This window comes from Burkholderia sp. YIM B11467 (genome assembly GCF_052952715.1).
The window spans coordinates 105,137-119,708 of sequence record NZ_JBQVSQ010000001.1 but is presented as its reverse complement, the minus strand read 5'-3'; the positions used below and the strand labels follow the sequence as shown (position 1 = coordinate 119,708).

General features: G+C 64.0%; 8 protein-coding genes and 1 tRNA gene. 5 read left to right on the top strand and 4 right to left on the bottom strand.

The genetic code is table 11. The features are described from left to right. Positions 1–67 precede the first annotated feature (67 nt). The 3 genes from dnaG (at position 68) to ACTRWB_RS00495 (ending at position 4,662) form a co-directional block, all read left to right on the top strand. Entirely contained in the window at positions 68–1,942 is a 1,875-nt protein-coding gene (dnaG, locus tag ACTRWB_RS00505; RefSeq protein WP_048250246.1) for a DNA primase, read from the top strand. An 88-nt stretch (positions 1,943–2,030) separates the two neighbouring features. Next, complete coding sequence (gene rpoD / locus ACTRWB_RS00500; RefSeq protein WP_129516876.1) at positions 2,031–4,448, top strand: RNA polymerase sigma factor RpoD; 2,418 nt, start codon at positions 2,031–2,033, stop codon at positions 4,446–4,448. 138 nt (positions 4,449–4,586) lie between these two features. Beyond that, positions 4,587–4,662, top strand: a tRNA-Ile gene (locus ACTRWB_RS00495). Positions 4,663–5,191: 529 nt separating this feature from the next. Here the strand turns inward: ACTRWB_RS00495 and ACTRWB_RS00490 are convergent. Next, positions 5,192–5,476, bottom strand: a complete 285-nt coding sequence (locus ACTRWB_RS00490) for an H-NS histone family protein (RefSeq protein WP_419687497.1) — start codon at positions 5,474–5,476, stop codon at positions 5,192–5,194. A 502-nt stretch (positions 5,477–5,978) separates the two neighbouring features. On the opposite strand from ACTRWB_RS00490, the gene ACTRWB_RS00485 reads away from it, so the two are divergent. Then, on the top strand, positions 5,979–7,529 hold the full coding sequence (locus ACTRWB_RS00485; RefSeq protein ID WP_446900568.1) for a phospholipase D-like domain-containing protein: 1,551 nt from the start codon (positions 5,979–5,981) through the stop codon (positions 7,527–7,529). Positions 7,530–7,551: 22 nt separating this feature from the next. Here the strand turns inward: ACTRWB_RS00485 and pdxR are convergent, their stop codons facing one another. Then, positions 7,552–9,018 (bottom strand): MocR-like pyridoxine biosynthesis transcription factor PdxR, encoded by a 1,467-nt coding sequence (pdxR, locus tag ACTRWB_RS00480; protein WP_446900567.1) that lies wholly within the window; start codon positions 9,016–9,018, stop codon positions 7,552–7,554. Between the two features lie 326 nt (positions 9,019–9,344). Between pdxR and ACTRWB_RS00475 the strand changes: the two genes are divergently transcribed. Then, complete coding sequence (locus ACTRWB_RS00475; protein WP_446900566.1) at positions 9,345–9,995, top strand: pyridoxamine 5'-phosphate oxidase family protein; 651 nt, start codon at positions 9,345–9,347, stop codon at positions 9,993–9,995. 138 nt (positions 9,996–10,133) lie between these two features. On the opposite strand, the gene ACTRWB_RS00470 is transcribed toward ACTRWB_RS00475, so the two are convergent. Next, positions 10,134–11,795, bottom strand: coding sequence for a DUF3300 domain-containing protein (locus tag ACTRWB_RS00470; RefSeq protein ID WP_446900565.1), 1,662 nt, complete (start codon positions 11,793–11,795; stop codon positions 10,134–10,136). A 407-nt stretch (positions 11,796–12,202) separates the two neighbouring features. Beyond that, positions 12,203–14,035 carry a S53 family peptidase gene (locus ACTRWB_RS00465; RefSeq protein ID WP_129516892.1) on the bottom strand — a complete coding sequence of 611 codons (1,833 nt, stop codon included), beginning with the start codon at positions 14,033–14,035 and terminating at the stop codon, positions 12,203–12,205. Positions 14,036–14,572 lie beyond the last annotated feature (537 nt).

The window sequence follows — 14,572 nt, the reverse complement described above, 5'->3', positions numbered from 1 at the left end:
CCGTTCCCGGCGCGCCCAGCGATGCGTGCGCCGGGCATCGTATTGTCTTTTTTCGCTCGATCCCACGGTGATTCCGCATTCGTTCCTGCAGGATTTGCTGAACCGCGTCGATATCGTCGACGTGGTGGGTCGGTACGTGCAGCTCAAGAAGGGCGGCGCCAATTTCATGGGGCTGTGCCCGTTCCATAACGAGAAGAGCCCGTCGTTTACCGTCAGCCCGACCAAGCAGTTCTATCACTGCTTCGGTTGCGGCGCGCACGGCACGGCGATCGGCTTCCTGATGGAACATGCGGGGCTCACGTTCCCGGAGGCGGTGCAGGAACTCGCGCAATCCGTCGGGCTGACCGTGCCCCACGAGCCGTCGATGCGCGGCGGTGGGGGCGGAGGCGGTGGCGGCGACTATCCGGCGCCGGTGTCGAAATCGGTTGCGACCGCATTGTCCGACGCGATGTCCACCGCGTGCGACTACTACCGCAAGCAGCTGCGCGGCGCGACCGTCGCGATCCAGTACCTGAAGAACCGGGGCCTGACCGGCGAGATCGCCGCGCGCTTCGGGCTCGGTTATGCGCCGGACGGCTGGCAGAACCTCGAAACCGCGTTTCCGGACTATCGCGACGAGTCGCTGGTCGAGTCGGGGCTCGTGATCGTCAGCGAGAAAACCGATGCGCAGGGCACCGCGCGCCGTTACGACCGGTTCCGCGAGCGGATCATGTTCCCGATCCGCAATGTGAAGGGGCAGGTGATCGGCTTCGGCGGCCGCGTGCTCGGCAGCGGCGAGCCGAAGTACCTGAACTCGCCTGAAACGCCGCTGTTCAACAAGGGCAGCGAGCTGTACGGCCTGTTCGAGGCGCGGCTCGCGATTCGCGAGCGCAAGTACGTGCTGGTCGTCGAAGGCTACATGGACGTCGTCGCGCTGGCGCAGCTCGGGTTCCCGAACGCGGTCGCGACGCTCGGCACCGCGTGCACGCCGATTCACGTGCAGAAGCTGCTGCGCCAGACCGACACAGTTATTTTCAGTTTCGACGGCGATTCGGCCGGGCGGCGTGCGGCCCGGCGCGCGCTCGAGGCATGCCTGCCGCATGCGGCGGACAACCGGACGATCCGGTTCCTTTTTCTGCCGACCGAGCACGACCCGGACAGCTATGTCCGCGAGTTCGGCGCGGAGGCGTTCTCCGAGCAGGTCGAGCGCGCGATGCCGCTGTCGCAATTTCTGCTGAACGAAGCAATTGCCGGCAAGGCGCTCGATCAACCGGAAGGCCGCGCGAAGGCGCTGTTCGATGCGAAGCCGCTGCTGCAGGCGCTGCCCGCGAACGCGTTGCGCGCGCAGATCATGCACATGTTCGCCGATCGTCTCGATATCCCGTTCGAAGAAGTCGCGGGGCTGTCCGACGTCGATACGCGGATCGCGGCGCCGCCGCGCCAGGCGCCTGCGCGCAGCGAACGGCGTCGCGTGACGGACAGCGAAAAGCGTGCGCTGCGCACGCTGGTGATGCATCCGCGTATCGCGTCGCAGCTCGACGACGAACAGATTGCGACCCTGCGCGCGTTGCCGCGCATCGGCGAACTGTTCGCCGAAGTCGTCGACCATGCGCGTGCGCTGGGCGACGGCGCGGAGTTCCGGCTGCTGTCGGATGTCCTGCGGACCTCCTCGAATGGGGCGACTTACGAGGAAATCTTCCGCGAAATTCTGGACTATGATGAAAACGTCCGCGATTTGCTGTTACAGAATCCGGAAGACGAGACGGTGCCCGAGCGGCAGCGTGAACAGGAACGGATCGCGGGGGAGGAGCTGCAGGCGGCGGTGCTCAAGATGCGCTATGACGCCTGTTGCGACCGGCTTGACCGGCTGGCGCGGCAATCCACCTTCACACCCGAGGAATTGGCCGAACTGACGGAATTGAACCAGCAGCGAACCGACATGAAACGTCGGCTCGGGCTGTAGGCGGCCGGGGCGCTTAGAGAGGGCGCCCCAGCGTGCTATAATATAAGGTTTCCAGCGGTTTGTTTTCTAAGCAGAGGCGAGAATCGCGATGGCAAAGACGACAGGCGGAAAGAAAGCAGCAGGCAAGGGCTCGACGGAGCCGACCAAAAAGGTCACAGCGGCCAAGTCTGCTTCTTCCACCAGGACAACGTCTTCAGCCACGTCAGCCTCTGCGGGGAAGAAAACCGCGGCCGGCACTGCTCAGGCTGCGCCGGCGTCGGCAGCCAGAACACGGGCTGCCGCCAGACCCGACTCCGGGCCGGCCAAGCCGGCGGCGAAGCGGGCAAGTGCGAAAAGCGCAAGGGACACGACTGCCGCCGCGGACGAAACGGCAGTACGTACTACTCATGCACCCACGGTTCAACCGGCTGTCGTCCAGCAGCCGCGAGTCGATATAGCCGGTACGGCGAACTCCATGACCAAAAAGCTGAACGAAGTATCCGTCGTTGACGACGCAAATCAGAGCGACGAGCAGCCCGCAGCCGCGGCTGCCCCGGGCAAATCCAAGGTGCGCGATCGTCGCGCCAAGGAAAAGGCGCTGCTGAAGGAAGCGTTCGCGACGAGCACGCCCGGCACGGCCGAGGAGCTCGAAGAGCGCCGCGTGAAGCTGCGCGCGCTGATCAAGCTCGGCAAGGAGCGCGGCTTCCTCACGTACGCCGAAATCAACGACCACCTGCCGGACAACTTCACCGAGACCGAAGCCCTCGAAGGCATCATCGGCACGTTCAACGACATGGGCGTGGCGGTCTACGAGCAGGCGCCGGACGCGGAAACGCTGCTCCTGAACGACAACGCGCCGGCCGCGTCGTCGGACGATGAAGTCGAAGAGGAAGCGGAAGTCGCGCTGTCCACCGTCGATTCGGAATTCGGCCGCACGACCGATCCGGTCCGGATGTACATGCGCGAGATGGGCACGGTCGAGCTGCTCACGCGCGAAGGCGAAATCGAGATCGCGAAGCGGATCGAGGACGGCCTGCGCCACATGGTGATGGCAATTTCCGCGTGCCCGACGACGATCGCCGACATCCTTGCGATGGCCGAACGCGTCGCGAACGAAGAGATCCGCGTCGACGAGCTCGTCGACGGCCTGCTCGATCCGAACGCTTCGGACACCGCCGATACCGACGGCTTCTCCGCGAAGGAAGCGGAAGCCATCGAGAACGAGGACGAGGAAGCCGAAGAGGAAGAGGAAGAAGAGGAAGAAGAGGAGGACGACGGTGCCGCGCAAGCGTCGGCCAACGCCGCCCAGCTCGAAGCCCTCAAGCGCGCTTCGCTCGACAAGTTCTCGCAGATCAGCGAGTGGTTCGACAAGATGCGCCGCGCGTTCGAGAAGGAAGGCTACAAGTCGAAGTCCTACCTGAAGGCGCAGGAAACGATTCAGACCGAGCTGATGACGATCCGCTTCACCGCGCGTACCGTCGAGCGCCTGTGCGACACGCTGCGTGCGCAAGTGGATGAAGTGCGTCAGGTCGAGCGCCAGATCCTGCACACGGTCGTCGACAAGTGCGGCATGCCGCGTTCGGAATTCATCGCGCGCTTCCCGGGCAGCGAAACGGATCTCGACTGGTCCGAGAAGATCGCGGCCGAAGGCCATTCGTACGGCGCGGTCCTGTCGCGCAACATCCCGGCGATCCGCGAACAGCAGCAGCGCCTGCTCGACCTGCAGGCGCGCGTCGTGCTGCCGCTGAAGGACCTGAAGGAAACCAACCGCCAGATGGCGGCCGGCGAACTGAAGGCACGCCAGGCGAAGCGCGAAATGACCGAGGCGAACTTGCGTCTCGTGATCTCGATCGCTAAGAAGTACACGAACCGCGGTCTGCAGTTCCTCGACCTGATCCAGGAAGGCAACATCGGCCTGATGAAGGCGGTGGACAAGTTCGAATACCGTCGCGGCTACAAGTTCTCGACCTATGCGACGTGGTGGATCCGTCAGGCCATCACGCGTTCGATCGCTGACCAGGCGCGCACGATCCGTATTCCGGTTCACATGATCGAGACGATCAACAAGATGAACCGCATCTCGCGGCAGATCCTGCAGGAAACCGGTCTCGAGCCGGATCCGGCAACGCTCGCCGAAAAGATGGAGATGCCGGAAGACAAGATCCGCAAGATCATGAAGATCGCGAAGGAGCCGATCTCGATGGAAACGCCGATCGGTGACGACGACGATTCCCATCTCGGCGACTTCATCGAGGACAACAACACGGTCGCGCCGGCGGATGCCGCGCTGCATGCGAGCATGCGCGACGTCGTGAAGGACGTGCTCGATTCGCTGACGCCGCGCGAGGCGAAGGTGCTGCGGATGCGCTTCGGTATCGAGATGAGCACCGATCACACGCTCGAGGAAGTCGGCAAGCAGTTCGACGTCACGCGCGAGCGGATCCGTCAGATCGAGGCCAAGGCGCTGCGCAAGCTGCGTCACCCGAGCCGTTCCGACAAGCTGAAGTCGTTCCTCGAAGGGAACTGATTTCCAGCGTCTCTCCTGCGAACGCCGCCGGTATCCATGTGATGCCGGTGGCGTTTGTCTCTTTTGCTGTCTTTGTTGTTACAATGCCGGCCCGGCTTCGTTGCCGGGGCTGCGTGTAGCACGCATCGCTTCTCATCAGGGCTTGTAGCTCAGCGGTTAGAGCAGTCGACTCATAATCGATTGGTCGCGGGTTCGAACCCCGCCGGGCCCACCATATTCCGTTCCAAGGTTAGCCGAGGAAAATTCGAAACCCGTGATGCCGCAAGGCTTCACGGGTTTTTTGTTTTTCAGGGTGTCCGGGTGGATTCGTAGGCAGCCAGGGGGAAGTGGGGCGCCGGCGTTTGTCGTGTTTCTTGTTGCCTCCGCAACGGTCAGAGCCTGTCTGCAGCGTATCCGTGCGCACCTCGGGGTGAGCAACAAGGTCCAGTTGGGCAGGGTGCTCGCTCCAGATTCGGCAGATGGCCAGGTGAGGGTGCCCAGCCATTCTGACCGTGGTATCCGCCCGCATGTGACCTGCCAACGCATCCGAAGCCGCTGAATAACGGCGACATTGAGTTATCCGAAAGAAACCGCTCATTGTCCGACGTTACGTGCGGAAGATTTCAGCCCGCGCCGTTCTGGCTGTCGACCAGGGGGGGGCGAGCGAACTGACCAGAAGGCAACGCGGCGGGACAAGGTTTCAACGACTTACTGCGCTTGCCGGATATCGAAATGCGATATCGATCGAATATCGCATTGAATGTTTATCGGGCAATTAAATAGTTCTTGGGATCCTTGTCTTTGAGCCACAAGGGTGTTCTCCCGCGGCCGCACCAGGTTTTACCTGTTTCCGGGTCGCGGAACTTCGGGGTTAATTTAATACCTTTTTTCGCTTTGTTTGCGCCAAATACCTCGCGTGCGTTGAGATCGAACTCGATCACGAGCCGCCTTACTTCGTCGAGTACGGCAGCTCGTTCGGTCGATTTCACAGCATCTATCTGCCTTTCCAGTTCGGCTCGTTGCTCGATTAAATCGCGATATCTGGACAAGTTATTCTCCTGTTGAGGTGGCTGTTGCTTTTAAAGCTATCACATGATGTTTTTATGATGATGAATCAAAATTGGATGATGTGTGGATTTTTGTGTCAGGAGTGGATTTGACGATTGTTCATTATTGAATGGAATTCTTGTGGTAAATGTCGAATCGTGTCGATGATTGGTTAATCATGACCGGGTAGCCGGCTGCTGCACGCGTGGCAATGAATGTGCGCGACTTTCGTGCGAGAAACGGAAGTTATGCCGCGCCGTGTCGCGGCATGCCGAAAACCCGTGACGGCTTCATGCGTCGCGGGTTTTTCTTTGCTTGAACGCACGTCCGGATCGGGAAAACACGGAGGGGGTGCCGCACCGTCGGCAATCGAAGTATGCTGTAGCGCGACCGATACGCGCGACTGCCGGACATCAGCCGAGCGCGGTGGATAACCGGCCAGCCCCGTGATTCATCCGGCGGCCAGAACAAACAACCTTCGCCCGGGAGTGGGGGGCGTCAAACATGACCATGCTGCGTTCGTGGGGTGCGATTCTTTCGTCGCTGGCGCTCGTTGCGTGCGCCAGCCTTCCGCCGCAGGCCGATCGCGTACCGACGCATGCGTTCACCGACACGGAAAACACGCGGCTGGGCGCCGCGTTCCAGCAGCAGGCCAGCATGCATCCGGGGCAGGACGCGTTTCATGTGCTGACCGATCCGGTCGACGCGCTGGATGCGCGTGTGCTGCTGGCCGACCGCGCGGACCGGTCGCTGGACCTTCAGTACTACATCTGGCACGACGACCTGACCGGGCATGAGCTGGCCGACGCGATCATTCGCGCGGCCGATCGCGGCGTTCGCGTGCGCGTGCTGCTCGACGATCTCGGCACGAACGCGGACGACCGCAAGCTGCTCGAGATCAGTTCGCACCCGAACATCGAGATCCGGCTGTTCAATCCGGTTGCCACGCGCCGGTTCAAGAAGATCGGCACGGTGTTCGAGTTCTCGCGCGTCAACCGGCGCATGCACAACAAGGCGATGATCGCGGACAACCAGGCGGCGATCGTCGGCGGCCGCAACATCGGCGACGAATACTTCGGCGCATCGTCGATGCTGGAGTTCGGCGATATCGACGTCGTCGTCCACGGTCCGGCCGTGAGAGCCATCTCGACGGAATTCGACACGTTCTGGAATTCCCCGTACGCGTATCCGATCGACGCGCTGGTCGGGCACGAAGCGGCGCCGGGCGGGCTGGATCGCGAACGCGAACGGTTGCGCGACTACCTGAGGGCGATGGAGGACAACCCGTACGTGCTCGAGGCCAGGCAACGGCTCGACCGGATCGTGCACGGGCAGGGCACGGAACTGTCGTGGGGGCACGCGACGGTGCTATACGACGATCCGTCGAAGATCGCGCATTCGCCGAAGGACAGTGACGGGCACCTGTTGCCGCAGTTGCGCGCCATCCTATTGCAGCCCGAACATGACCTGCTGATCGTGTCGCCGTATTTCGTGCCGGGCAAGGACTTCGTCGAGCGGCTGCGCGCGTATTCGGCGCGCGGCGTGCGCGTGACGGTACTCACCAATTCGCTCGCGTCGACCGACGTGGCGGCCGTGCATGCCGGCTACCGGCGCTACCGGAGCGACCTCGTCGCGGCTGGCGTGCGGCTCTACGAGCGGCGGCCGTCGGGCGACAAGAGCATTTCGAAGGACGTCATCATCGGGTCGTCGCGTGCGTCGCTGCATGCAAAGACCTACGTGTTCGACCACAAGCGCATTTTCATCGGGTCGATGAATTTCGACCCGCGCTCGCTGAACCTCAATACCGAGATCGGTGTTTTCTGCGAGAGCCCGGCGATTGCGTCGCAGGTGGCGAACGATCTGGAATCGCGACTCGACCGGATCGCGTGGCGTGTCGAGCCGCGGACCGATCCGGCAGGGAAAGGGCGGCTCAAGTGGATTCAGACCGATTCGGGCGGGAAGGTCACCGAGCTCGACCACGAACCGGAAGTGTCGACGGCGCGCCGGATGGAGGTGTGGTTTCTCGGGCTGTTTCCGATCGAATCGCAACTGTGAGCGACGCTGCGTCGCGCGACGCTCAGCGCCGCTTGCGTGCGTGCTGCTCGATGACGGCCGCGAACTGCATCGTCGCCGTCTCGATCGTCGCGTCGTTCAGCCCGGAATACCCGAGCACGAAGCCGTTGTAGCGGCGGCCGTCGCCGACGCGATAGCTGCTCAACGGCTGAAGCTGCAAGCCCTGCGCGGATGCGGTGCGGGCGACTTCGGTATCGTGCAGCGCAATCGCGAGATCCGCCGAAAGATGCATGCCGCCCGGGCTGTCCCGAACGCTCAGTGTGGTGCCGAGGTGGCGAGCGAGTGCCGCTTCGAGGCTGCTCCGCCGTTCCGCATAGAGCGCCCTCATCTTGCGCAGGTGCCGCGCAAAAAGGCCGGTGTCGATGAATTCGGCCATCGCGAGTTGATCGGCCGAATGGCCGCGATGGACGAGTTCGCGCAGCGTGCTGGTGAAGCGGTCGACCAGGACCGGCGGCACCACCATGAAGCCGAGCCGAAGGGCGGGAAACATCGTCTTGCTGAACGTGCCGAGATAGCAGACCGGCGCGTCGGCATGCAGGCCCTGGATCGCGGGCAGCGGCTGGCCGCCGTGGCGGAACTCGCTGTCGTAATCGTCCTCGATGATCCACGCACCGCACGCGCGCGCGTGCTCGACGAGTGCCGCTCGCCGCCGGGGGCTCATCAGCGCGCCGAGCGGGTATTGATGCGACGGCGTCGTATAGATCAGCCGGGGCGGTTGCGTGCGCCACTGTTCGTCGGTCGGCGCCATCCCTTCGTGATCGACGTCGATCGGTACGATATTCAGGCCGGTCGACTGGAATGCGGTCCGGGCGCCGTTATAGCAGGGGTTCTCGAGCCAACCGAATTCGCCGGGATTCGCCAGCATGCGCGCGCACAATTCGAGGCTGCTTTGCGTGCCGTCGGTGATGAAGACCTGCCCGGTCTCGCAGCGCACGCCGCGCGAAACCCGGATGTACGCAGCCACGGCGCGCCGCAATTCGGGCAGCCCTTCGACCGGGCCGTACGCGAGTTGGGTGGGCTTGATGACTTTCCACGCGCGCTCGATGCAACGGCGCCACTGCGCAACGGGGAATTCGTCGAGCGAAGGGAGGCCGGGGACGAACGGCAGCATGCGTTCGGGTTCGGGGTGGGCGTTTTCGAGCCCGTGCACACGCTCGGACAGGCGAACCGGGGCCGGGCCGTTTTCGTGCGCGGCGCTCGGGCGGCCGCAACCGTCCCATAACGTGATCGTGCCGTTGCGCGTGGCTGCCACGAAGCCTTCCTCGGCAAGGCGCTCGTACGCATAGACCGCGGAATTGCGCGCGATACCCAGCTCCGCCGCGAGCACGCGCGTCGACACGAGCCGCGTGCCGGGCGGAATGTGTCCGTCCAGCAGCATGTTGCGCAGGCTCCGGTAGAGGGCTTCCTGCTGGCTGTGCGTTGTCGTGCCGTCCTGTCGGGAAAGCGATGAGATGAGCAGCGCGAAATCCATGGGCTGGTTCTAAAAATTATCCTTGAGCTGGTTCTTTTGAAGAATCGACGCGCATCGTATTGTTCACATTCTCGCGGTGCTGGCCAGTACGCGGGTATTTCCGGTGATCGTTTCGGCTTGCGGCACGCGCGTATTTTGATCGATTTGGCGAGCGGCTGTCGATGGGCCGATCGAGTGGTCGATCGGGCGTGGATGCCGCACGATTTCGATTCGATCCCGGTTTCATTCAATTCGCAGTGCAAAGATATGTTCGAGCGGATACCCGCGTCTTGCCGGAATGCGGGCCGATCGATGCGCGCAAGGCCGCGCGAACAGGAAAACGAAACATGAACGACCAGACCGTCCTCTCTCCCACATCCCGTACCACCATTCGCCGCCTGCCCGAACTGGCGCATCGCGATCGCGCGATGCTCTACCGTATCGTGGACGACGCGTACGTCTGCCACATTGCGTTCAACGCCGGCGAGGACACGCATTGCATCCCGACCGCGCACTGGAGACGGGGCGACGACCTCTATATCCACGGGTCCAACGGCAGCAGGATGATCAAGGCGCTGTCGGCGGGCGCACAGGCCTCCGTCGCCATCACGTTGCTGGACGGGCTGGTGCTGGCCAAGTCGGCCTTCAGTCATTCGATGAATTATCGATCCGCGGTGATCTACGGGCAGTTCGACGTGGTGGAGGGCAGTGCTGAGAAGCTCGCGGCGCTGGATGCCTTGATGGACAAGATCGCCGCGGGCCGCAGGCATGAAGCGCGACCGGGCAATGCGAAGGAGATCAACGCGACCCACGTGCTGCGGATTTCTCTTGCGGAAGCGGCCGTGAAAGTCAGCGACTCGATGCCGTCCGACAAGGACGAAGATCTGGCGCTCGCTGTCTGGGCGGGGATCCTGCCGCTGAAGACGACGCGCGGCACGCCGGTTCATGCCGACGCCAACGTGCCCGTGCCGGACTACGTCCGCAACTGGGCAGATTGAATGGCGCGGCAAGGCCGGGAAGCGTTGACGAAGCAGGCGTCGCGCGTCGCGCGCGTTACAAAGGGTGTGCGGCGCCATAGGCCGCGCCGTCTTCGCACGGCAGCGTGATCCGTGTCGCGCTGCCGTGGTGTGGCGTTGTCACTCCGGGCGGTGTTCGCGTGACTCGTGCTGCGTCGGATGCGATTCCGCAGGGTGCGGATGCGGAGCAGGCGCGTGCTCGGGCGCCGGTTGCCGCGGCTGCGCGGCCGCGTGTTCCTGCGGTTGCGCTTCGTTGCGCGGCGGCGTCTCCTTGTGCAGTTGCTGCTCGGCCTCGTTACGTTGCTGCATTGCTTCGCGCTGTTGTTGCTGCGCCGCGTTGCGTTGCTGCATTTCCTCTCGTTGCTGCTGCTCCTGCCGTGCCGCGTCGTGCTGTTGCATTGCTTCGCGTTGCTGCTGCGCCTCGTTGCGCTGCTGTTGCTGAAGTTGCTGCTGCTCGACTGCACGATTCTCCTGCGCGGCGCGTTCCTGCTGCATCGCCTGCTGTCGCTCGTCGTGCATCGCGCCGGGCGGGTGCTGCGCCGGTGCGTCGGCATGCGGCTCGTTCGCGCGGCGCTGCGCAAAGTCTTCCGGCGCCGGCCGGGCACCGGGGCGCGCGTCGTTCGCGGCGAAGTGCGGCATCGTCATCGGCGCGGCACCCGGGCGTTGCTCCATCGCCTGCCCGCGCATCGGCTCCGCGCCCGGCTGCATCGTATTGCGTTCGATCGTCGTGTTGTTGGTGACGTTGCCGCCGTAATTGTTCGTGATGCGCGTGTTGCGGATGTTGGTGATGTTGTTGATCACGGTGGTCGACTTCGTCACGTACGTGGTGTGGTTGTACACCACGGCCGGGCGCTGCCAGCCGCCGTTCCAGCGCGGGCCGTCCGGATGCGGCGCGCCCCAGTTCATGCCCCATGCATGCCAGCCCCAGTCGTGGTGCCCGAAGATCGCGGCGCCGACGGCGATGCCGACGCCGAATGTGATCACGCCGGCCGCGACGATTTCGCCGGTGCTGTATGCGGGCGGCCGATACACATAACCGGGGTAGGTCGAAACCGGCTCGCCGTAGACGACGGTCGGGTTGTACGACGGAACGTAGACGACGTCGGGCTGCGCGGACTCGATCTCGATCGCCTGCTCGGGCGGCGGCACGATCGCCGGCCCGGCGTAGACCACGGGCGCGTCGGTGGCCGGCGTATAACCGGCCGGCGCGGCTTGCGCGACTTGCGTGACCCGCATCTGGCCGCCCGAACGGAGATGCCCGGACGTCTGCGCGCGCTGGCGCATCACCTGAATCGCGTTCATCACGTCGGTCGGATCGTTGTAGTACGCCTGGCCGAGCGACGTGGTCCAGGCCGGGTTCGACACCATTTGCGCGAGCACCGCGGGGAACGCGGTCAACGCCTTGACGGACGGGTCCCACGGCTGCGTATCGGCGGCAGTCGCGAGCGCCGGCCCCTTCAGCGCTGGATTCTGCGTCACCCAGGTATTCGCAGCCGTCACCTGGTCCGGATACGTTGCACTCGCCAGCACCAGTGCGACGAGCTTGTCGGGGAACAGCGCGATCGGCGCGACCATCTGATAGAGCTGGTCGGCCGTCGGCGGCGTGTACGCGACCGGCGTCGACGCGGGCAGTGCCGCCGAGGCCGCGCTCGCGTCGCTGGCCGGTACGGCGGCGTTGCTGTCGCTGTTCTTGTTGCAGGCCGACAGGCCGAGCAGCGACACGATGATCGACGACGCGATCAGCGTTCTGACGGGGCGGTAGTGTGCACGTGCGGTTTTCATGGAGTGGGTTCGGTGTGGTGCGGCGTTCTCGGGCACGCGGGCCGCGCGATCGGCTTCAGCACTGAGCCGCGATCGTGTCCGCATGGCGGTTGTCCCGCGACGAATCGATATATTCAGTTAAACGCACGACACGCACGGAAGGTGTCAGCGGCTTGTGTAACAGTGTGTGTACCTTGCAGTCCGTAAGCGGGCGGGCGCCGGCCAGGTAAGCGATATGAAAGTTGCTGGCGCAACGGTTGCAAGGTCGGCGTGCGTATCGTCCCGCCGGATGATGCTCCGCGAGATTACGCGGAATGCAGAAAACCCGCGACGGCTTTGCAGCCGTCGCGGGTTCTTGTTACGCGGTGGTATGCGGTTCCGGGCGCGCGAAACGGCGCACGCCCGGAACCGGGGCGGTCAGCGGTCCATCAGCGCGCGAAATCCGACGTGCTCTGGATGAAGGCGTTCAGCTTCGAGATGTTCACGCTGCCGAAGCCCGTCGTCGCGTCCCAGCCGGCCTTCGCCTTGTAGCCGTAGGTGCCGCTGCCGTTGTTGCCCGACGTGACGTCATGCAGCAGCGCCGCGTTGGCCGGGAAGTACTTGTAGATGCTCGATGCCGGGAACCCGAGCGCATTGTTGTTCGCCGACTGCAGCCGTGCCCAGATGCCCGTGAAGATCGGCGCGGCGAGGCTCGTGCCGCCTTCGTTGTTCAGGTAACCCGAGCCCCACAGCGTATCGGACGTCTGGCCGTTCACCACCAGGATCGCGCCGGTGCGCAGGTCGGCGTCGAAGCCGACGTCCGGCAGCGCGCGCTTGGTCGACCCGGTGAGGCTCGACGATTGCCACGACGGTGCAGCCTCGTACTTGCTGTACCCGCCGCCCGTCGACCACACGGTGCCCGGTTGCCAGCTCGGATCGTTCCAGACGATCTCGCTGTTGTACGCGTTGGTCGACGTATTGGTGAACAGCGTCGTACCGCCCACTGCGATCACGTACGGCGACGTGGCCGGTTCGCTGACCGTGTAGGTCGAGCGCGACGGCGTGCCGCTCGCGCATTCGTACGCGCCGTGGTCGCCGGCGGATACGGAGAAGGTCTGCCCCTGCGCGACCGCCTGCTTGAAGATGGTGTCGTCGGTGGCCTGCGAGCCGGTGCTGTTCGCGGACGATTCGCACACGCCGAGCGACACGTTGATCACCTTCGCGACATTGTCGGTCACGGCCTTGTTGTACGCGGCCGTGATCGCGGTGAGCGTCATCGACGGCGCGGCGTAGAACACGACCTGCTTCACGCTGCCGCCGGCCGCGCCGACGATCGACTGGCTGTCGAGATTCCATTCGACGGTGCCGGACGTGTCGGTGTACGAACTGCCTGCCGGGCCGGTCTGCACGATGGTGCTGCTGATCGTGCCGAGGCTGTTGTTCGCGGCGAACGTGTTGAGGTCGCTCACGGTCTGCGACAGGTCGCCTTCGGAGATGATGCCGACGGTGGTTTGCGACGCGTTCGGCGTGCCGTCGCCGCCGTAGATCGACGAGAACTCGGTCGGGTTGTGCGGCACCGCCGACGCGCCGGCCGGGATCGTCAGGTTGCTGGTGTTGCCTTGCGGCGTGCCGGCCGCGCCGGTATGCATCAGCTCGACGTTCTGCAGGCCGAGCACCGCGCCCACGATGCCGCCGATCGCGTTCGGCACTTGCGCGGCGTCGGTATTCGCATAGACGCTGCGGCCGTTGCGCGTGAAGCGCTTGAGCGTCGTGCGGAACGCCGACTTGATGGTTGCCGCGGTGCCGGACGCGGAGACCAGCAGGCGGTTCGGCGCGACCACGATATTCACGAAGCCTTGCTTGCGCAGATGCGCGACGACGGACGCGACCTGCGCGTCGGTCGGCGCATATTGCGACGCGAACTGCGCCGGCGTGAGGAACTGCCGGTAGTGCGGCGAGCCGGGCGTATGCAGGTCGTGCAGGTACTGGTCGAGTTGCGCTTCGTTGCGCAGGTTCAGCCCGAGCACGATGTCCACCGATTCGCCGGGCGCCATTTCGATGGCTGCGGCGGCAGCGGCGGCCGTGCTCGCGGCAGGCGCGCCGGCCGCACCGCTTTCGCTCTGCTGCACGAGCGGCAGGAATCCCTTGGTGCGCGTTTCCGTCCAGCCGGCCGCCGGTGCGGCGTGGGCGGTCGCCATGCCGAACGAAGCGGCCGCGGCGGCGGCACATGCGAGCTTGACGATGCGAATGTGCTTTTGTTTCTTGTCTGCAACCTGATTCATTTGAATTACCCCTCCGGTTGAACATCGAACGGCACAACAACAACGGTCGACAGCGGTGCGGGTCATGCACCGCCGTTTTCTGTCGCACGCGTGCGGATGGCACGGACGCGACAGGGCCTTTCGCCCGATCCGGAAAGATGGGTTTTCTCCGGGGGCGAAATACGGAAAACGCGGTAACGGGAGCGCTGCGCCGCGCTGCGGGGCAGCCGCGCCGGACGCGGCGCGGGCGGGATTGCTAGAGCAACAGCTTCGTTGTCCTGCTCATTTGATTCGATCCTTCGGCCCGCTGCCGGATGGCAGCCGTCCAATGAGATGCATCGGGATATTGCATGCGCCGGCGCGAGAACGACACAGCCGGCGGCGAGCACTGCGGTGCGGCGGAAGCGAAAAAAACGTGGAGCGGAATCGTTTGCGTGGTTGGCAATTCGTTAGATTGCTTGCATCTGACGGTATCAAGAACGAAAGCAGAGTGTCAAACTTTTTTTGATTATATGAAACAAAATTAAATCGAATAAAGCGCAATGTTTTTGAAAAGAT

Bases quoted from the DNA above. Each gene is read 5' to 3' on its own strand.
- rpoD (WP_129516876.1), top strand. From the start codon at position 2,031: ATGGCAAAGACGACAGGCGGAAAGAAAGCAGCAGGCAAGGGCTCGACG.
- ACTRWB_RS00485 (WP_446900568.1), top strand. From the start codon at position 5,979: ATGACCATGCTGCGTTCGTGGGGTGCGATTCTTTCGTCGCTGGCGCTC.
- pdxR (WP_446900567.1), bottom strand. From the start codon at position 9,018: ATGGATTTCGCGCTGCTCATCTCATCGCTTTCCCGACAGGACGGCACG.
- ACTRWB_RS00475 (WP_446900566.1), top strand. From the start codon at position 9,345: ATGAACGACCAGACCGTCCTCTCTCCCACATCCCGTACCACCATTCGC.
- ACTRWB_RS00470 (WP_446900565.1), bottom strand. From the start codon at position 11,795: ATGAAAACCGCACGTGCACACTACCGCCCCGTCAGAACGCTGATCGCG.
- ACTRWB_RS00465 (WP_129516892.1), bottom strand. From the start codon at position 14,035: ATGAATCAGGTTGCAGACAAGAAACAAAAGCACATTCGCATCGTCAAG.